The sequence below is a fragment of the Coprococcus intestinihominis genome, from assembly GCF_040096555.1.
Classification (GTDB): domain Bacteria; phylum Bacillota; class Clostridia; order Lachnospirales; family Lachnospiraceae; genus Coprococcus_A; species Coprococcus_A intestinihominis.
Genome location: NZ_JBBMEK010000030.1, coordinates 1 through 20,428, shown reverse-complemented (window position 1 = coordinate 20,428; position 20,428 = coordinate 1). Strand labels below are relative to the sequence as shown.

Here is a 20,428-nt window from a genome sequence, read left to right as displayed (position 1 = left end):
CGGTGATACAATAATGTAAGCCTTACCAAACAGATCGGCCATACCATTTGCCATAACGATCAGCATACTGTCCATACCACTGTGATTGAACTGAGCACCGGAGTTTCTGAAAAGCTGTACCATCGCGATACCAAACATCAGGGCGATCGCTGCGCCGCCGACCATCTGTCCGGTTTCTTTCCATGCCGCTTTCACCTGCTCTGCTTTCATCTTATGAAGCGGAATGATCAGCAGTGCAACAAGGATGAATGGCAGAACGCCAGGATTCCATGCCCATTTAAAGCTCCAGTTAACTTCTACGCCAAAAATATGGCTGAGTGTTAACGCAAACGGTGCGGTAGAAACATTCAGAATACCTTTAATACCCAGCTGAGGAATACGTGTCACAACAAGGATGATGGCGATCAGTCCGTATGGCACCCATGCCATCACCGGTGAAATCTTACTTTCCACAACTTTATTTTCAGTTTCTGTCTGTTCTGTTTCTTCTGCTGTTGCAGATTTCCATGCTGCATCCCATTCGGAACGAGCCGGGAATTCAAATTTTGACTTTGGAACGAGAATACCCTTTCGAGCTGTCACAATACAGATGACCAATGCGATCAGCGCACCGATCAGTGATGGGAATTCTGGTCCGAGGAACATCGCACAGATGATATATGGCACACAGAAAGCCACTGCTGACATCAGAATATATGGAATACATTCCAGTGCCGGTTTGATGGATTTTGTCTTGCCAAACATTTTACACATCATGCACATTGCTACAAAAATGATGATTGGACAAATGATTGCACTTGGAATAGCAACCCATTTTGTCAATCCAAGTTTCCAGGCCTCGACATTGACGATACCTGATTCTGCTACTTCTCCGCTGACCATATTAAATGCAGTACCAGCCGGCGTACCGACAGCACCAAAAGGGACAGGTGTGCTATTCAGTACAAGTGCCACCATGGCGGCACATAAAGGAGGAAAACCGACACTGATCAGCAGAGGGGCAGCCAGTGCTGCAGGTGTACCAAAACCTGCGGCACCTTCTATGAATGCGCCAAACATAAAGCCGATAATAATCAACTGAATGCGTGGGTCATCGCTGATGTTGGTGAACATATGGTTGATAACATCCATACCCCCGGAATGTTTCAACGTGTTCATGATTAAAATTGCACCTAAAATAATGACGATTGTATCAATGGATGTAAGGAATCCAGATACGGTGTGTGCTGCAATTGTAATAAAATCCATCTGCCATCCGAAGAAGCATACAACGGCTGTAATGAGCCACGCCAGAGGCAGAGCGATTTTTGCAGGCCAGTTAAAACCGGCCATGACAATAATCGTTACAATAATCGGAATAAAGGCTATAATCGCAAACATACTGTAAACCCCTCTCTGTTTTTGTTATTACAGAATTTCTGCGAAAGTCTGAATTCGTGTTTTAACCTGTTCAAATGCTGTAGATTCCTGATCTACCTCGATATACAGGTTTTTCACTCCTGCTGCCTCGAATTCCTGAAGAAGGATCGGATAATCAAATTCTTCCGGATCACAGAATTTCATCATGCATACAACAACAGCGTCTGCGCCGTATTTCTTAACTGCATCAATGATCATCTGACCCTTTGGTTTATTGACATCTGTTGCCAGTGAACATCCATCAAATTCATTCCAAGCTCTTGCCAGTGCCATCAGTGCATCGTCATCATCAGGAACATCCTGACGGAAGTTACGTGTTTCCTGAGCAAGATCATCTGCTACAATAGCAAAACCATTTTCCTGGAAGATATCAAGCACATCATATGGCTCAACCTGAATACCTGTAACGATAATCTTCTTGCCCTTGAATTCAGGAGCCGGTTCAGCTTTCAGAGCTGCGATCAGTTCTTTAACAAGTGCTGTATGACGGGATTTCTCCATGAACCAACGTGCTTTGATAACTGCATGTCTGTCGGATGGTGTAACAACTGCTGCATATTCTGCTGCTACATCAGAGAATTCACGGCAAGCTGCTCTGTTTTCATTGTAAACTGCAATACTGTTTTTGATTGCTTTATTAGAAATATGAACATCAAGGATGTCTTCCAGTTTCTCTTTAACAATATTGAACTCTTCACGAGCAAATACATTCGCTGCATCCTTTGCGATCTTACGGTTCTGAGGATGTGTAAATACGATAGCAGGTACCGGACGGTTCCATTTCTGGCTCATACATTTTAATGTATCACATGGTACAGAGAAGATGACTGCTTCCAGGTCATCATAAACGCCTTCTAACTGTAATTCCATGACAGACTGCATAATGGAGCATGCAAATGGAGGCAGATAAGTACGTGCTTTTGAAATCTGTTTCTTCTGTGCACCCCACATACCGATTGGCAGATAGCCTGCTGCATGTACGATTTCTTCTGGACAGTATACAGGCATGATACCTACTGCACCTTTACCGGTTTCTTTTTTATAGTCATCCATTGCTTTTCTAGGATTGTCAGCAATTGCTTTAAACTCATTAATGATCTCTTTCGCTGTTCTCATCTTATATATTCCTCCTCTGATTACTGATTTTCGTCCATCATCTCTGTTAATGCCTGAACACGTGTCTCATACTGAGCTGGTGTGAAGACACGAGGATCTGTCTGGTCACCGTCGAAGCTGACATATGGTACACCCAGTTTTGCATTGACATATTCTGCGCCTTCATTATTTAACAGACCCATCAGTTTACAGCTTCTGTTCAGATGGAGAACGATACCGTCACTCTTGGAATTCTTAACAACTTTGTAGAATTCTTCGTATCTGTTAGGACCGCATGTATTGATATAAACATTTGTATAAGCTTCAGCCATGGATTCAAGATCACCTGGTGTGTATACGAGGCTCCAGAGGCCTGGGTAAGCAGAACCTGTCATAACAGCGCCCTGATTCTTTAAGCCCTTGAATGTTGCACCAAGGTAAGTCCATACAGCGATACCTTCCCATGTAACACGATGCTTTTCATTTTCCGGTGCACCGAATGCGTACTGACCGGCAGCATCCTTTGCTTCCAATTCATCAGCAAATTTGTGGAATGTAATTTCAGCATAATCTCTTGCTCTTGCGCAAACGATCAGTGCCATGTAGTTGAACAGGTCAAAACCATTCAGTGGAGATGGTTTACGCTGTGCATATGATGCTACCTTGTTCCACCAGAATACAGAACGCTGTACCTGTTCCTGAACTGCAAAGAATTTATCATAATCAAATGCTCTGCCTGTGATTTCTTCCAGCTGTTTGATGGCTGCTCTGTACTGATCTGCAATATACTCTTTGTTATGACGGGATACAGGCATTGTATGGTTGAAAGGAACATCGATGATGATACATGGAATGTTCAGTTCCTTTGCAAGGTTTTCATACCATTTCAGCAGTGTATTACAGATGTTGTTACATGTGATAACCAGGTCCGGAAGCGGAACATAAGCTGCTTTGGAATTAGCAAGTTTTTCAGGTTTCTGACCTGTTAAAGCTTCCTGTTTCAGCAGTTCCATATAACCGAGGTTTGTACGTGCATATGAACAGATATCGATGTTGTAGCCTTTTTCATCTGCTACTTCAAGAAGATCCATAGATGCTTTTCTTGCGCCTGCGCCTGCTGCATGTGTTTCAGGATAAACCATAGCGATATCCATAGCTACACAAAATTCTGGTGGAGCGACAGAAGCTGACCAACAGACAAGCTTACCGTTCTTTTTAGCCTCCCATGCTTCTTCATCGAGTTTTGCCTGATAATATGCCAAACATTCTTTTGCGCTGGCTTCCATTGCATTAAATTCCATAAATTTTTACCTTCCTTCCATTAAATTGGGTTTATTTATTCGCTTTCATTAATTCTTCGTATGCCATCAGTGCCGCTCCGAGAGCTCCTGTGATCTGAGGGTGCGGTGCAACAATAATACTCTGCTTTAACTCTTTCTCAATTGCGTCTACAACGCCTGCATTTTGTGCAACACCACCGCACATAACCACATCGTTTTTAACCCCTATACGGTATGCTAAAGAACACGCCTTACTGGCTACAGACTGATGAACACCTGCGACAATACTTTCTCTCGGCAGTCCCTTGGACAGCTGGGAAATAACTTCAGATTCAGCAAATACCGTACATGTACTGCTGACCTGTGCCCATTCCTTTGCCTGGAAATGAACTTTGCCCATCTGATCAAGGGGAACCTCCAATACTCTTGACATCACATCCAGGAAACGCCCTGTACCGGCAGCACATTTATCATTCATTACAAATTTCTGGATATTTCCCTTTGCATCCAACTGAATGGCTTTAGCGTCCTGACCGCCGATATCAATGATGGTTCTTACAGATGGCACAAGGTGAAAAATTCCCTTTGCATGGCAGGTAATCTCACTGAGCTGTTTGTCTGCATTTTCTACAGAAAAACGGCCATAACCTGTTGCTACTGTATAATCCATGTCTTCCTGTGTTAAATCGACATTACTGAAAACTTCTTCCAGAACACGTCCCGGACCTGAAGTTCCCGTACCTACCTGAACGACTGCTGATGCGACAACATCCGTTCCATCCTTTAAGATCACCGCTTTACTGGAAGCGGAACCAATATCAATACCTAATGTGTACACTGACATTTCCTCCTGTCATTATCGCTTATAATTATTTTTCGTTGCCCCAGCGGCTTGTGAATGTTGCATCGTAATTGATGTCACCAACCTGCTGGATCAGTTCTACAAGAATACCCTGTGTATATTTTGGACGGATAAAGTTAACAATGATATCTTCTGTACCTTCCTGAGGTTCTTTTTCAAGAAGTTCATAACCCATGGCTTTGATTTCTTCTGAAACAGCATTGATATCATCTACAAGGTAAGCTACATGAGCGATACCGCCTTTACCTTTGTTGAACTCTGTCAAAACGCCTGATAATGGAATGATAAATTCAACTGCGTCTACACCGTTGCCGTGTTTTGTGAAGATCAGATCTGAATCATAAGCTTTTACATGGCCTCTGTAATCTTCCTGAAGACCAAATGTTTTCATAAAAGCTTCTGCTTTTTCCAATGTAGGTAAAACAATACCCCAATGATGTGTTCTGATAATGTGTTTGCCAATTCCTGTGTTTGCAAATAAGTTTTCCATGATAATAAATCCTCCCTGTTTGATATTATTTATAAAAAACTGTTTTTTACTCAATTGTCATGCCCATGACTTCATCTTTGAAGATTCTGGCATCCATTAATTTCACATTGCCATCTGCATCCCGGTCAACGATCGGTGCAAAATCCATTTCATCGAGAACCTGTGTCTGAACATCGATGCCAGGTGCTACTTCGATCAGATGAATACCATCTGCCTTCAATGCGAAGACTGCACGCTCTGTCACATAGAGGACATCTTTACCTGCCTTTCCGGCAACTACACCTGAGAATGTGATTTCAGTTACTTTATTGACAAATTTATGTTTCTTACCTTCTTCAAGGATTGTCAGCTTGCCGTCGCCTGTCTGAATCTTCACACCATTTGTAAATGTACCGCAGAAAACAGCTTTCTTTGAATTAGAAGAAATATTAGTGAAACCGCCGCTGCCTGTGATTCTTGTTCCGAGACGGCTGACATTCACATCACCGTTGATGTCGACTTCTGCAAGACCAAGGAAGCAAAGATCCAAACCGCCGCCATCGTAGAAGTCGAACTGATAACCTTCATCCATGTAAGCCTGTGCATTAACAGAACCACCAAATCTGAGGCCGCCGCCAGGTACACCGCCGACAGGACCACACTCAACAGTCAATGTCATTTCATCTGCTACGCCTTCTTCAGCTGCTACAGAAGATACCCATTCAGGAACACCAACACCAAGGTTAACAACAACGTTTTTCTTTAATTCCATTGCTGCACGGCGGCCGATGATCTTCTTGGCATCCAGTTTCTTTGGTTCAAGGCTGGATACAGGTACCTGTGTGTTACCTGCATAAGCCGGATCATATGTACAGTTGATACTCTGTGACTGTTTCGGATCATCTGCCGGACATTCAACAACAGCGTCTACATAAATACCAGGAATCTTTACAAGCTTCGGATCAAGATGACCTGCTTTGACAACTCTTTCAACCTGAACAACAACCAGACCGCCATTGTTGTGAACAGCCATTGCCTGAGATGTTGCATCCAGAGGAGCCATTTCTTTTTCTAAAGTGATGTTACCTAACTCATCAGCATATGTACCACGGATAAAAGCCACATCCAGAGGAATTCTAGGATAGAATAACTGTTCCTGACCTTCCAGTTCGATGACCTTAACGATATCTTCTTTTGTCTTCTCACTTAAACGTCCGCCGCCGTTTCTTGGATCTGCAAATGTGCCGATACCAACGTGGCTGATGGTTCCTACTTTGTGTGCTGCATTATCTCTGAGCATCTGAGCAATGGCACCCTGTGGAACATTGTAGCCTTCGATTTTATTCTCTGAAAGCATTTCGCAGATCTTAGGAACAAAATTGAAATGTCCGCCGATAACTTTCTTGACCATGCCTTCATGTGCATAATGATCGGCGTGACTGCCATCCTTGTTGCCTGTACCGGCTACCCAGAATAATGTCAGATCCTTTGGATGTCCTGTCTCAAGAAATCTCTCCTCAGCTGCTGCATTCAAAGCTTCTGCAATACCATTTGCAACGAATCCGCTTAAAGTCACTGTGTCGCCATCTTTGATCAGATCAGCGGCCTGTCTCGCTGTTAAGACTTTAACTTTACCCATCTCGAATCCCTCCATCAAGTTTGTTAATTGTTGTCGATTTTATACATTTTTTTCTTTCTTTCGATGGGTCTATTGTAAGTTTTTATCAGCTTTGAAGCAATAAAATCAATTTGTGTGTGCTTTACTCAAGTTTTGCAAATTGAATTCTAGTTGATTCAATTTTTTACTTGACAATTTCATAACATGTTGGCATACTAAACTATATACAACGATTGTATGCAAGCAATGTGCTATTGAATTTGATAAATAACAAAGGGGTATTATTATGAATGCATATGGAACTGTATTAAAGCAGCTGATCCAGCTGACTGGTTCGAAACTGTCCACAATTTCAGATGTGATTGGTTATGACGTATCTTACATAAGCAAATGGTGCAACAAATCCATGCTGCCCGCTGCCAAGATGGCCCCGGAGATCAACAGAAGCATGGCTTCACTTTTTGCTCAGGAGATTTTGAGCCAGGAAATTCTGGGAGATTTTGAAAAGACTTTTTCAACAGAAGTCTGTCCGGACAATCTCGAGAACACCATCTATACTTTATTAAAGGAGAACTACAGCAGCTCCTGCAGTAAAGCTTCCACGGAATTGAAGCAGCAGACCACCTATAAACCGCGCATTCTGACGCTGGCCAATGATATTTACAATTTCTTTGATCATGAACTGCCGCAGATGCTTCTGGATTATGATGATGCTCTGGATGTCTTATGCACACTGGATGTCTGTCGCTTTGCCATGGACAGACCTTCCACTTCCTACTCCCATCTGACAGCCAAGCACCCGGTCAATGTGAAAGTCGGTATTGACACAGATCTTCTCTATGCCGACAACAATGACGGACTCAAAGCCCTTTACTATTTTATCAATGCAAACCGTGCCATTTCCTTTGATTTTTATGACAACACCCTCATGCACACATTGAATACCATTGTAGTGAAGGACCGCGTAGCCATTATCTGTGCCCTTGACCAATACAATCGTGTCAATGTAGCCAGTGTGATCTTCGATCCTGAGAAAGTGAATCAGATCTATGTCCGCACGCTGCCCGCTTTCCGTACAGCAGATCTTCTGGCCCATGCAACAGAACAGCTTGAATTCTACCAGCACGGTTATCGTACAGACTTTTATACCAAGGACAACTTCCAGTTCCTTCTGACGCTTGGCTTTGAATATCTGCTGCCTCAGGAATGCTGGGATAAGATCATCAACGTTGCCAAAGAAGATTATCATGATGAATTTATGGCCCTTATTGTGGCTCAGCTTCAGATCACATGGGAAGAGATTTTTGAGAAGAATACATTGGATTTCTATATACTGAAATCCTCTTTAATGAAGTATATTGATGATGGTGAGATTATTTTCGCAGATGTGGTTTATCATATGACACCGGAAGAGCGCAAGCTGCACATTGAGAATGTACTGGCTCTTTCCAAAAAGAATCGGAATATCCACTTCTATGTTGTCGATGACGAACAATTAGTCAACAAACAGCAGATGATACATTTCTCCATTTTCAACAATCGTAAAAAGCTGTTCCTGAAGAATCCGGGGCGCTATCATACAGACGTCGGTCCTTACTTTTATTCTGTCCTCTCTGACCAGCTGATCCAGAGGATCAGCAGTTACCTGGACGATCTGAAAAATGCCGATTTCTGCAGCCACTACGATGCAGAAAGCCTGAAGACATTTTACGATAAATACAGCTCCCTTGTCCATCGAATGATCGATTTGAGTGCTTTCAAAAAGTAAGACGAGAGGCGTGTTGCTCCAGGTATACATAAAGGGATTAAAATGAGATTATTCTAATCCCTTTTCGATGTTTTTGAGCAGCACGCCATTGAACTTTTCAAAAGCACTCTAGCCGGGAATTGAATATGGCACTCTCATGGGTAAAACTTTACTCTACAACACTTACTTCATAAAAGCCTTCAGTTTTTCCTGCTGTACATAAAAATCCCTGATGCCCATCTCATAAATAGCCTCTTCCTCCTTGGCATCCATGCTGTAAGTGCCGCCGCCTAGTACGTGTTCCGGTGCAAAAACAAATACTTTACCTGACTTTTCCAACGCAAACATTTTATCCTGGCAGGCTTTGTACATGATATGTCTGTGATCCAGTGCTTCGATGATGTTCGGATATTTTCTGCATAATCTCTTGTAAATAAACCGGTCTTTCTCCGGCTCCTTCACAAAGTCATGGGGCTTGGTCAAAATGACAACCAGCTTGTCACAGCCGTCATCCATGGCTTTCTGAACAGGAATAGAATCCGACACACCGCCATCGTAGTAAAATCTTCCATTGATCTCAACAGGCCTGCAGACTGCAGGAATCGCACAGGATGCCATCACATGACGATAATCATCCTTATGCATATCTTTCTTGCTGAAATAAGTCGGCTTGCCTGTCTGAGCATCCGTTGCCACCAGCCAGTATTCCATCGGACTTTTCATAAAGGCATCAAAATCCAGCGGATCTGCGCCACCGGAATTGGTCAGTGTTCCATATATATACTGGAGCCCGAAAAGATTACCCGTCTTCAAAAAAGAAGAAAGACCAAAATAGCCCTTCTCATTAATATGCTCTGTGTAAAAGCGGATATTTCTGCCCCGCTGTCCAGCTACAAAAGAAACCCCATTGGCCGAACCGGCTGAAACACCGATACAATAATCAAAAGTGACGCCATTATCCATCATGGCATCCAGAATTCCGGCGGTATAGGCACATTTCATGCCGCCGCCTTCCAATACCAAGCCAATCTTACTCATTGTCATCAATCTCCATTATTTATTCTATAATCACTTATTGTTTTTCCTATTCAACCTGTTTGTTCTGCGATATATTCTAACATAAAATAAAAATCAGATGTCATGACAATTTTTTGATTTTGTCGCTTTCACAACATTTTTGTATACAATTTTTTCATCTCGTTTTCATATCCGATCAATTTCCAATGATATATCATCTGTTCTTCCTATCTGTTAAATATCAAAACGGCATTGTACAGATAAAAAAGTTGTTCCTATATTTCTATAGATCAAAATGCATCTTATCAAAAGCTTTTCCCGGTCCTGTGAGCTTATTCGGCAAATAAGGTGCCCCCACTTCTCTGCCTCTCAATGTGCCATATCTTTTGCTGCCACTGGGAAGCTTGCAGCATCCATGGCCAGACGGACCGGATTCAGTTTATACTGAGCCTCAAGAGCCCCTTTGATATCTCCGGCTGTATATTTATGATAGATATGCATATTCAAAACTTGAATTTTCCATCAAAACATAGTAATATTTTTTAGAATAAATAAACGAAACTCTTGAAAGGATATGATATGAGAAAAAGAGAATCTTTTAACAGCCGATGGGGCTTTATACTGGCCTGCATCGGTTCTGCAGTCGGCATGGGCAATATCTGGATGTTTCCAACCCGCGTCTCTCTCTACGGAGGCGGGGCTTTCCTTATCCCTTATTTTATCTTTGTCATCCTGATCGGCTTTACGGGAGTTATCAGTGAAATGAGTTTTGGCCGTGCCACCCGTTCCGGCCCTATCGACGCCTTCGGCATTGCCTGTGAATCCAGAGGACATCGCAAGGCAGGAGAAGCCTTAGGATGGATTCCGGTTCTTGGCGCACTGGCCATGGCTATTGGCTACACCGTTGTCATGGGCTGGATTTTGAAGTATACCATCGGGACTTTTACCGGTGCTGTTCTGGCCCCTGCCGATATTGATGGCTTTGCCGGTGCTTTCGGCTCAATGGCCTCTTCCTTCGGCAATAATTTCTGGCAGACTGCCGCTTTAGTGATCTGCATGATCATTCTGATGTTCGGTGTCGGCAGCGGCATTGAGAAAGCCAACAAGATCATGATGCCTGTTTTCTTTGTCCTGTTCATCATTCTCGACATTTATGTTGCTTTCCAACCCGGTGCCGTCGATGGATACCATTATATTTTCAGAGTCGATCCAAAGGCACTGTCCGATCCAGTCACATGGATTTTTGCTCTTGGTCAGGCATTCTTCTCTCTGTCTGTAGCAGGAAATGGTACTCTGATCTACGGTTCCTATCTTCCGGATACAGAAGACGTCCCAGCTTCCGCAGCCAGAGTTGCTTTTTTTGATACCATCGCCGCTATGCTGGCTGCCCTGGTCATTATCCCTGCCATGGCCACCACAGGTGCACAGCTCGATCAGGGCGGTCCCGGATTATTATTCATCTACCTGCCTCATCTGATCAAAGCCATGCCCGGCGGAAGAATAATTGCTATTATCTTCTTTGCGGCTGTCTTTTTGGCCGGTATGTCCTCTCTGATGAACCTTTATGAGGCTCCTATCGCCACCATTCAGGAGAAAACCGGCCTCGGAAGAAAAGCATCCTGTCTCGTTATCGCAGCCATCGGCATCGTCGTTTCCATGCTGATCCAGGGCATTGTCTCCGACTGGATGGATGTACTGTCCATTTACATCTGCCCTCTTGGTGCAGGTCTGGCAGGGATTATGTTCTTCTGGGTCCTCGGCAAAAAATATGTAGAAAAGCAGGTCAACACCGGCCGTGAAAAGCCTTTTACCGGGCTGTTCTTCCCAATTTGCAAATACATTTACATTCCGATTTGTTTTCTGGTTTTGATTCTCGGTATCGCACTGGGTGGTATCGGCTAAAAAGGAGCCTGTACAGCATTTTCTTTGATATGCTGCACAGACTCCTCTTATCTCACCTTGTTCTTAATTCCGGCTACTAACGCCTTCAGAACCGACTTAGTTCTCCGAAGCTTCCTGTTCATTTTCTTTCTTCACTTTTTCATTCTGAATATAATACTCCATAAACTTCAGAACATATTTTGGCGCATTTCTCGTTCCGCGCTCCCACTCAGTGACTGTCCTGTAAGGAATCTCAAATGCCTCACAAAACTGTCTTCTGTTCATCCCTGTTATTTCTCTTAATTCTTTAATCTTCTGTTGGCACTCTGTCATAATCTCATTTTCCTCCTCAAATCACGCACATCCGCAGACATATATAGCCTTGTATGTCTCCGATTCGCTCTTTAAAATATTACATCTTACGTCTATTATATCGCACTTTTGTATACTACACAATGTGTTTTAAATATTTTACACTCTTTATGTACTTTTTATAATTGCAGCCTATCATACAACTAACTTAATTTCAAATGATTTCCCTGTTGAATTGTTGCGTAAATAATGTTATAATTTAATTTATCGATTTAAAGCGCAACGCTTTAAACCGACAGTTATGTTTATATTTTTAAGAAGGAAAGTCAATCGTAATCTTCACATCACGATTCAGAAGTTACGTACAAGGAGGAAACGAATGAAAAAGGGAATTAGAAAAATGTTATCTGCCATTGCCTGTGCAGCTTTGGCTATGGGTTGCCTGGCAGGCTGCGGCTCCAACACCAACTCATCCGTAACAAATACAACCACTGAATCAGCTGCAGAAAACACTTCAACAGCCGCAGCCGACGACAAAGTCTATCAGATTGGTATCTGCCAGCTCGTCCAGCACGATGCACTGGACAGAGCTACACAGGGATTCGAAGATGCATTGGTAAAGCTGCTCGGAGAAAATCATGTTGCATTCAATGTTCAGAACGCCCAGGGTGACTCCCAGACATGTGCAACCATTGCCAACCAGTTTGTCAACGGCGGTGTTGATTTGATCATGGCCAATGCAACAGCTGCCCTTCAGGCCTGCTCGAATGCCACATCAACAATTCCTGTTGTCGGCACATCTGTCACAAGTTTCGCCGCTGCACTGGATATTGAGCTGGATGCGAATGGCTGCACAGGCATCAATGTCACCGGTACCAACGATCTTGCACCGCTTGATCAGCAGGCACAGATCATTGCTGACCTTTTCCCTGATGTAAAACAGGTCGGTATCCTCTATTGTTCAGCCGAAGTCAACTCTGTTTACCAGGCAGAACATATCGCCGCTTATCTGGATGATCTGAATATTAAGCACAAGGATTTCAGTTTTTCAGATTCCAATGACCTGCAGGCCGTGACCAACAATTGTGTTTCTGAATGCGATGTGATCTATGTACCAACGGATAATGTTGTATCCAGCAACCAGTCCATTATCGACGCTGTTGCCCGTCCTGCAGGCGTACCGATCATCTGTGGTGAGGAAAGCCAGTGTACAGGCTGCGGCCTTGCCTCTCTCTCCATCGATTTCTATGATATCGGCTACCGTGCCGGCGAACAGGCCTATGACATCCTTGTAAACGGCAAGAATCCGGCCGAAATGCCTGTTGAAGACCCTCAGAGTCTGACACGCATTTACAATCCGCAGATTGCTTCTGATCTGGGCATCACCCTCGGCGATGATTATCAGGCCATTGAACAGTAGCCCAATGCCGGATTTTATGCTTTGAACGAATGCACGAAAAAGGCCTGTATGTGATAGGAAATACAGACCTTTCTCTTTTTATCTATAAATAGGCAAGCTAACTTAATTATCTGAATAATGCGCCACCGACAATCAGTTGCTGGATTTCATTTGTTCCTTCATAAATCTGAGTGATCTTGGCATCACGGAACATTCTTTCAACATGAACTGCCAAATCAATCCGTGTCTTTGTTATATGTTGATGCCGAAGCCATACAGTTCACATATGAAATCACACATTATTTTCAAAACGTAAAAACTGATTATATTCTGCTGCCGTCTACGCCACTTTTTCGGGAAGCAACTGCCGAAATGGCCGTACGTCTGTCCGCTTCACTGCTGACAGACTGCATTGCTTTAAGCGTTGACAATGGGCGTCTGCAAGGCCTCCGTCCCTCTCTCAACGGCAAAAGTTTTTCACATTATGCTTTTTCTGACGATCAACCGACAGTCATCGTTGTCAAAGACACCGGCATCACAGAACCTCGTCAGAATTTACTTCAGAGCTGTGTCAAAGTTGCTGAACTTTCTGCCTCTGCTCCCGGTAATACTGCAGAAAAATGCCCAGGGAACCATGCTGCTCCCGGTAAAATTGTTTTTGTGAGAAAAATTATTCACGAAAATGTGTCAAAAGATATCAAAGACGCTCCACTCATTTTCGCCGGTGGCAGAGGCCTGATGAATGAACAGAGCTTTGAAGCATTGCGCAGACTGGCAGATTTCTTTGACGCCTCAGTGGGCGCCTCCAGACCTGTTGTTGACTGCGGCTGGGCAGAGCCTTCAGAGCAAATCGGCCAGACCGGCAGTTTCGTTCATCCCAAAGTGTATCTGGCCTTCGGCATCTCCGGAGCTATCCAGCATCTGGCCGGCATGAAAAACAGTCAATGTATCATTGCGGTAAACACCAACCTGAATTCGCCAATCTTTCAATATTGTGATTACGGCATCCGAGGAGACGCCAACTCCATTATCCGTAATCTGCTGCAGATTCTGGCGGTTTGATAACAAAGGGCTGATTAGAAATCAACGACGCTTTTTATATTTTTCAGTGATTTCTTTTGTAATCTGTTCACGTGTCTTTTCGCCGGATGCCATAGCCCTTAAATTCTCATAGCAGGCTTGTGACAATGGCATATCTTCAATAGCCATTGTCGCAGCGACCTGTTCTATCATTTTCTCATGCTTATCTCTTGATTTATTGGACATATCTGTATTCTCCTTCCGGCTGCCTTGTTAAACATATTATAGGTCAATTTTCATGATTTGTTAAATGGTCAAAACCGCCTATTTCCTCTCCAATAAAACGACAGTTTCTACATGAACCGAGTGCCCGAACATATCAACACACTGAACCTCTTTGACCTTATAATCCCTTTCTTCCAGATACTTCAGATCTCTGGCCAGTGTGGCCGGATCACAGCTGACATAGACCACCCGCTTTGGCTGCATCTGTGTGATACATGCCAGCAGGCTCTCGTCACAGCCCTTTCTCGGTGGATCCACCACGATGATGTCTGCATGGATATGCTCACGTTCATAAGTCTGCGGCAGTACTTCTTCTGCCTTTCCCACATAAAATTCAGCATTATGTATATCATTGATTGCAGCATTGCGCTTGGCATCATCAATGGCCTGGGGAACAATTTCAACCCCATAGACCTGTTTGGCTTTCTTGGCCATAAAAAGTGAAATGGTACCGATACCGCAGTATAAGTCCCAAATAACATCATTTGGTCCCGGATTGGCAAACTTAAGGGCCGCTCCGTAAAGTTTCTCTGTCTGCACCGGATTCACCTGATAGAAAGATAGCGGTGAAATCTGATAACGGACATCACCAATATAGTCCGTAATATAATCCTGCCCCCAGAGTGTCACCACTTTACTGCCAAGAATCACATTAGTCTTATCCTGATTGATATTAAAGGAAATACTTGTCATCCCCGGAATCTCACGGAGGGCTTTTACCAGACTTTCACTGTGCGGCAGCTTTTTGCCGTTGATAATGAGACAGACCATGATCTCCTTTGTCTTAAAACCAACTCTTGTCAGAATGTGTCGAACAAGCCCTTTATGCGTCGTTTCATCATAAGGTGCAATATCATGATCCGTCATCCATTTTTTGACAATAACAAGCAGCTGCTCATTGACCGGTGCCTGAATACAGCAATGGGCAGAGTCTACAATAACATGCGTGTGACCGGCATAAAATCCTGTGACGATTTGTCCGTCTTTGCCAAGTCCCACCGGAAACTGTGCCTTATTGCGATAATAATATGGATGCTCCATGCCAATAATCGGATGCATCACATAATCTTCCACATGTCCCACACGGCTCAGCAGATTCCGGACCTTATTCTCCTTGAAAGCCAGCTGCCGTTCATAGGATAAATGCTGGATCTGACATCCGCCGCAGCTGCGGGCATGCGGGCACGGCGCCTCCACACGATCCGGTGACGGTGTGATGATGCGCATCAGACGACCGTAACCGTAATGCTTCTTTGTCTTGATGACTTTGACCTCCGCTGTATCACCGATCAGTGCATCCTTCACAAAAAGTGTATAGCCATCCACCTTGCCGATACCGGAACCGTCTGTACTCAGATCTTCAATCTCGATTGTATATATATCATTCTTCTTGATTGTCTTTTTCTCCATCCCTGACTCCATTCCGTATTATTTGGACGTTCTTCTGATATTCGACTCAAAAATGCGGTTAAATCCAAGCCATTCCAGATTATCTTCTGAACGGTCGAAGATCTCTGTCATCGTCTCCATACGGGCATCTGTATTGTCCGCCAGATTCAGTGCCATGGCTTCCATCAGTGCCGGTTTCTTCGGTGAACCGTATTCCAACTCACCGTGATGGGCCACGATACAATGCTTCAACTCGTTGGCCAATACAACAGGGAATCCCGGAATCTCACGGATGGCGTCATGGATCATCTCCACACCTGTCACAATATGGCCGATAAGCTGTCCCTCATCTGTATAATCATTGGATGGGAATAAGGATAATTCCTTTGTCTTGCCAATATCATGACAGATAGCTGCTGTGATCAACAGATCATGGTTCAGATGCGGATAACGGGTTGTATAAAAATCGCAGAGTTTTGTTACACTAAGTGTATGCTCAAGCAATCCACCCACAAAACCATGATGAATGCTCTTCGCTGCAGAATGCTCCTTAAAAGACTTGATAAATGCTGTATTCTTTACAAAGAATAATTCCAGTAATTCATGCAGATGCGGTTCTTTGACGCTGTCTACATATCCCATCAGCTCTTTGTACATATCTTCTATACTATAGCGGCTGCACGGCATATAATCTGCCGGAATATATTCACCTTCTTTGGCACGGCGGATACGGCGCAGATTCAGCTGCAGTGATCCCTGGAAAGAAGTCACCTGTCCTTCTACCTTGATAAAGTCCATCGGCTCAAAATATTCTATGCCCGGTGTCAGTTCCCAGACCTTAGCATCCACTGTACCGGTCTTATCCTGAAGCATCATAGAATAATAGCTCTTTCCTGCCTTCGTCTTCAATGTCTGTTTCGTTTTGCACAAATAAATATCTGAAATCATATCGCCTGATTTTAATTCGTTAATATATCTCATACTCTCACTCTGCCCGCTCTTTGCGGGGTTCTGCCTTTCTAATTCATCAATGTTTTCAATACTATAGTATATCAGACTTTTGCTCTTCCGAGAAGACGAAAAGTTTGACAACAAGGCCGTTATGCTTTACTATTATTTTGGAGGTTTTTACTTATGAATGAAAAAGCATTGCGTATTCTCGAATACCCAAAAATCATAGATATGCTTACCGGCTATGCCAGCTCCCCTATGGGCAAGGAGCTGTGCCGTAATCTGATGCCTTCCTCTGATATTTCTGAGATTCTTCAGGGACAGATGGAGACCAGTGACGCCCTGACCCGTGTCATGAAAAAGGGCAGTCTCTCCTTCTCCGGCATCCGTGATATCCGCGGCTCCCTGCTCCGTCTGAAGGTTGGCAGTACCGTCGGTATGGCTGAACTGTTGAATATCGCTGCCACTCTGGATGTGGCACTGCGTGCGAAATCCTACGGACGCCGTGAAGCCGATGCTGAAGATCAGGATTCGCTGGAGGGCCTTTTTGCACAGATTGAACCACTGTCGAATCTGAACCACGAAATCCGTCGATGCATTATAGATGAAGAAACCATGGCGGATGATGCCAGTCCAACATTGAAATCCATTCGCCGCCAGATCAAACTGACCAACGAACGCATCCACTCACAGCTGGCATCTATGGTTTCTTCCCAAAATATCGGTTCCAAACTGCAGGACAACCTGGTCACCATGCGAAACGGCCGCTACTGCCTGCCTGTCAAGGCTGAATACCGTTCACAGGTGCAGGGTATGATCCACGACCAGTCCTCCACCGGCTCCACACTGTTCATTGAACCCATGGCTGTTGTCAAGCTGAACAACGATCTGCGGGAACTCGGCAGCAAGGAAAAGGAAGAGATTGAACATATTCTGGATACTTTAAGTGAACTGGCAGGTGAATCCGCTGTTATGCTGGAACAGGACATTGCGGTTCTGACACGTCTGGACTTTATTTTCGCTAAGGCTTCCCTGTCCCGTACCTACAATGGCAGCGAACCTGTTTTCAATGAGAATGGCTATATTCACATCAAGAAAGGCCGCCATCCCCTTCTGGACAAGAAGAAGGTTGTTCCAATCGACCTGATTCTCGGCAAGGATTACCGGATGCTTATTGTCACCGGCCCAAATACCGGCGGTAAGACCGTCTCTCTGAAAACGGTCGGTCTTTTCACACTGATGGGGCAGGCAGGTCTTCATATTCCGGCATTTGATCATTCGGAACTGGCGATTTTTGACGATGTTTTTGCAGATATCGGCGATGAACAGAGCATTGAGCAGAGCCTCAGTACTTTCTCATCCCATATGACGAATATTGTCAGAATACTGAATGCGGCCGACGCCAAGACACTGGTGCTTTTCGATGAGCTTTGCGCCGGTACAGACCCGACAGAGGGTGCCGCTCTGGCCATCGCTATTTTGAAAACGTTACTGAACCGACATGTCACCACCATGGCCACTACCCATTACAGCGAATTGAAGGTATTTGCCCTGACAACGGATCAGGTCTGCAATGCCTGCTGCGAATTTGACGTGGCAACCCTGAGTCCGACATACCGTTTACTCATCGGCATTCCCGGCAAAAGCAATGCCTTTGCCATCTCCGGCAAACTCGGCCTTCCGGCTCATATTATTGAGGAAGCAAAGAAGAATATTGATGTTCAGGAACAAAATTTTGAAGAACTGATCGCTGACCTTGAGACAAGCCGTGCCACCATTGAGAAAGAGCAGGAAGAATTATCCGCTTACAAAGCTCAGGTGGAATCACTGAAGAAACGTCTGGAAGAAAAGCATGACAACATTGCCAAACAGAAAGAACGGATTCTCAACGAAGCCAATGAGAAAGCCCAGAATATTCTTCAGGATGCCAAGGATTATGCCGATCATACCATCCGTACTATGAATAAACTGTCGAAATCCGGCGGTGTGGATATGAAAGCCCTTGAACAGGAGCGAAGCCGTGTCCGTGACAAGCTGAATCAATCCAACAACCGCAAGAAAGCTGCGCCGACTGTCCAAAAGGCCAAGGTCTATGCAGCTTCTGATTTCAAACAGGGGGATTCCGTCCATGTTCGCAGCCTTGACTTAAAAGGCACCGTTGTCTCCCAGCCAAACAGCAAAGGTGAACTGTCGATCCAGATGGGCATTCTCAAATCCCGTATTCACTTCAGTGATCTGGAGCCAATTGACGAAGAAGTCATTAGCACACCGATGATCAATAAGACCGGCTCCGGCAAGATCAAGATGAATAAAGCGGCCCATGTCAATACTTCCATCAATCTGATCGGTGAAACCGTTGATGAGGCCATGATCGATCTGGACAAATATCTCGATGATGCTTATCTGGCCCACATACCGAATGTCACCATCATCCACGGCCGCGGCACAGGCGCTCTGCGAAAAGCTGTCCACGAAAAACTGCGCAAGAGCAAATATGTCAAGAGTTATCGTCTTGGAACATTTGGTGAGGGTGAGACCGGCGTTACCATCGTCGAATTTAAGTAATTGGCAACCCATTGTGCATGCCGACTCAAAACAGCTGTAAAAAACAAAAATTGTCATGATTTATCATTGAAAAAATGTACATTTTCACGTACACTATCATTGGAATAATTTTGCCTGAAGGAATGGCAAATGAATAACATAAAACTATAAGAGAAATGTTGATTAAAGGAGAGCATTATGGAAAAATTTGAAAACGTTACTTATTTTAACCATCCACTGATCCAGCACAAAATTTCTATCCTCAGAAAAAAAGAAACCGGAACAAACGAGTTTCGCCATCTGGTAGAAGAGATTGCTATGCTGGAAGGTTTTGAAGCCCTCAATGACCTGCCTCTGGAAGAAGTTGAAATCGAAACACCGATTGAAAAATGCAAGACACCAATGATCTCAGGCCGTAAGCTGGCTATTGTTCCGATCCTGCGTGCAGGTCTCGGTATGGTTGAAGGTATCCTTGCTCTCGTTCCATCTGCAAAAATCGGCCATATCGGTCTCTACCGTGACGAAGAAACCTTCGAGCCTCATGAATACTACTGCAAACTGCCTAGCCCGATCGAAGAACGTACCATCGTTGTCTGCGACCCAATGCTGGCAACAGGCGGTTCTGCTATTGATGCCATCACCATGATCAAGAAACATGGCGGCAGAAACATCAAATTCATGTGTATTATCGCTGCTCCTGAAGGTGTCAAAGCTCTTCACGAGGCACATCCGGACGTTCAGATCTACATCGGCCATCTGGATCGCTGCCTGAACGAACATGCCTATATCTGCCCTGGACTTGGCGATGCAGGCGATAGAATTTTTGGTACGAAATAGTTTATAGTTTCTTTGTTTCAATATCATAGTCTTTGAACAATTTGGACGGAGAATTTGATTGACCTCTCGCTGTCGGCCTCGACTGTTGGGATAAATATGATGACGAAACGCTCATTTCCCAGAATAGAACATAAAGAAATAGCAGTTCAGAACAGGCTGCTCTCGCTGCCGGTTCTGAACTGCTATTTCTTTATGTTCTTCTAAGAATCAACTTGCGTTTCGCACGTTTTATTCGCGCATTTTATTCATCTCTGTCGTTCGTCAGTTTCAGTTTGTCCAGAATATAGAATGCCAGACCCATGA

General features: G+C 44.2%; 18 protein-coding genes and 1 pseudogene. 6 read left to right on the top strand and 13 right to left on the bottom strand.

All coding sequences use genetic code 11. The features are described 5' to 3' along the window. From WMO25_RS04195 to WMO25_RS04170, 6 genes are all read right to left on the bottom strand, one after another. Window positions 1-1,380, bottom strand: a 1,380-nt coding sequence (locus WMO25_RS04195) for an L-lactate permease (RefSeq protein ID WP_349084227.1), incomplete at its 3' end; no start/stop codon positions are given. A 27-nt stretch (window positions 1,381-1,407) separates the two neighbouring features. Further along, on the bottom strand, window positions 1,408-2,535 hold the full coding sequence (locus tag WMO25_RS04190; RefSeq protein ID WP_349084225.1) for a 2-hydroxyacyl-CoA dehydratase subunit D: 1,128 nt from the start codon (window positions 2,533-2,535) through the stop codon (window positions 1,408-1,410). A 20-nt stretch (window positions 2,536-2,555) separates the two neighbouring features. Continuing rightward, window positions 2,556-3,815: a 2-hydroxyacyl-CoA dehydratase subunit D gene (locus tag WMO25_RS04185; protein WP_349084224.1), complete on the bottom strand. Its 1,260-nt coding sequence runs from the start codon at window positions 3,813-3,815 to the stop codon at window positions 2,556-2,558. A gap of 31 nt (window positions 3,816-3,846) precedes the next feature. Next, window positions 3,847-4,632, bottom strand: a complete 786-nt coding sequence (locus WMO25_RS04180; RefSeq protein WP_349084222.1) for an acyl-CoA dehydratase activase — start codon at window positions 4,630-4,632, stop codon at window positions 3,847-3,849. A gap of 31 nt (window positions 4,633-4,663) precedes the next feature. After that, the gene (locus WMO25_RS04175; protein WP_349084221.1) at window positions 4,664-5,146 is read right to left on the bottom strand and encodes a VOC family protein; all 483 of its coding nucleotides are present in this window, start codon (window positions 5,144-5,146) and stop codon (window positions 4,664-4,666) included. Between the two features lie 46 nt (window positions 5,147-5,192). After that, entirely contained in the window at window positions 5,193-6,764 is a 1,572-nt protein-coding gene (locus tag WMO25_RS04170) for an acyl CoA:acetate/3-ketoacid CoA transferase (protein WP_349084220.1), read from the bottom strand. A 265-nt stretch (window positions 6,765-7,029) separates the two neighbouring features. On the opposite strand from WMO25_RS04170, the gene WMO25_RS04165 reads away from it, so the two are divergent. Continuing rightward, window positions 7,030-8,511: a hypothetical protein gene (locus WMO25_RS04165; protein ID WP_349084218.1), complete on the top strand. Its 1,482-nt coding sequence runs from the start codon at window positions 7,030-7,032 to the stop codon at window positions 8,509-8,511. Window positions 8,512-8,673: 162 nt separating this feature from the next. Here the strand turns inward: WMO25_RS04165 and WMO25_RS04160 are convergent, their stop codons facing one another. Next, on the bottom strand, window positions 8,674-9,528 hold the full coding sequence (locus WMO25_RS04160) for a patatin-like phospholipase family protein (RefSeq protein ID WP_349084216.1): 855 nt from the start codon (window positions 9,526-9,528) through the stop codon (window positions 8,674-8,676). A 348-nt stretch (window positions 9,529-9,876) separates the two neighbouring features. Then, complete coding sequence (locus tag WMO25_RS04155; RefSeq protein ID WP_349084214.1) at window positions 9,877-10,014, bottom strand: hypothetical protein; 138 nt, start codon at window positions 10,012-10,014, stop codon at window positions 9,877-9,879. A gap of 72 nt (window positions 10,015-10,086) precedes the next feature. On the opposite strand from WMO25_RS04155, the gene WMO25_RS04150 reads away from it, so the two are divergent. After that, a complete protein-coding gene (locus tag WMO25_RS04150) occupies window positions 10,087-11,409 on the top strand; it encodes a sodium-dependent transporter (protein ID WP_349084213.1) in 1,323 nt (440 codons plus the stop codon). Window positions 11,410-11,505: 96 nt separating this feature from the next. On the opposite strand, the gene WMO25_RS04145 is transcribed toward WMO25_RS04150, so the two are convergent. Then, the gene (locus WMO25_RS04145) at window positions 11,506-11,721 is read right to left on the bottom strand and encodes a helix-turn-helix domain-containing protein (RefSeq protein ID WP_015513546.1); all 216 of its coding nucleotides are present in this window, start codon (window positions 11,719-11,721) and stop codon (window positions 11,506-11,508) included. 358 nt (window positions 11,722-12,079) lie between these two features. On the opposite strand from WMO25_RS04145, the gene WMO25_RS04140 reads away from it, so the two are divergent. Beyond that, window positions 12,080-13,120 (top strand): ABC transporter substrate-binding protein, encoded by a 1,041-nt coding sequence (locus tag WMO25_RS04140; protein WP_349084211.1) that lies wholly within the window; start codon window positions 12,080-12,082, stop codon window positions 13,118-13,120. A gap of 106 nt (window positions 13,121-13,226) precedes the next feature. Here the strand turns inward: WMO25_RS04140 and WMO25_RS04135 are convergent. Further along, window positions 13,227-13,325, bottom strand: a pseudogene (locus WMO25_RS04135) (acyl-CoA dehydrogenase family protein); the annotation flags it as partial. Between the two features lie 17 nt (window positions 13,326-13,342). Here WMO25_RS04135 and WMO25_RS04130 point away from each other — a divergent pair. Beyond that, a complete protein-coding gene (locus WMO25_RS04130) occupies window positions 13,343-14,161 on the top strand; it encodes an electron transfer flavoprotein subunit alpha/FixB family protein (RefSeq protein WP_349084209.1) in 819 nt (272 codons plus the stop codon). 21 nt (window positions 14,162-14,182) lie between these two features. On the opposite strand, the gene WMO25_RS04125 is transcribed toward WMO25_RS04130, so the two are convergent. From WMO25_RS04125 to WMO25_RS04115, 3 genes are all read right to left on the bottom strand, one after another. Beyond that, window positions 14,183-14,365 carry a hypothetical protein gene (locus WMO25_RS04125; RefSeq protein ID WP_253058319.1) on the bottom strand — a complete coding sequence of 61 codons (183 nt, stop codon included), beginning with the start codon at window positions 14,363-14,365 and terminating at the stop codon, window positions 14,183-14,185. A 78-nt stretch (window positions 14,366-14,443) separates the two neighbouring features. Then, complete coding sequence (gene rlmD / locus WMO25_RS04120; RefSeq protein ID WP_349084208.1) at window positions 14,444-15,814, bottom strand: 23S rRNA (uracil(1939)-C(5))-methyltransferase RlmD; 1,371 nt, start codon at window positions 15,812-15,814, stop codon at window positions 14,444-14,446. An 18-nt stretch (window positions 15,815-15,832) separates the two neighbouring features. After that, window positions 15,833-16,774, bottom strand: a complete 942-nt coding sequence (locus WMO25_RS04115; protein WP_015513533.1) for a 3'-5' exoribonuclease YhaM family protein — start codon at window positions 16,772-16,774, stop codon at window positions 15,833-15,835. A gap of 153 nt (window positions 16,775-16,927) precedes the next feature. On the opposite strand from WMO25_RS04115, the gene WMO25_RS04110 reads away from it, so the two are divergent. Both WMO25_RS04110 and upp read left to right on the top strand, forming a co-directional pair. Beyond that, on the top strand, window positions 16,928-19,309 hold the full coding sequence (locus WMO25_RS04110; RefSeq protein WP_349084206.1) for an endonuclease MutS2: 2,382 nt from the start codon (window positions 16,928-16,930) through the stop codon (window positions 19,307-19,309). Window positions 19,310-19,486: 177 nt separating this feature from the next. Then, window positions 19,487-20,125, top strand: coding sequence for a uracil phosphoribosyltransferase (gene upp / locus WMO25_RS04105; protein ID WP_015513531.1), 639 nt, complete (start codon window positions 19,487-19,489; stop codon window positions 20,123-20,125). The last annotated feature ends 303 nt before the right edge of the window (window positions 20,126-20,428 follow it).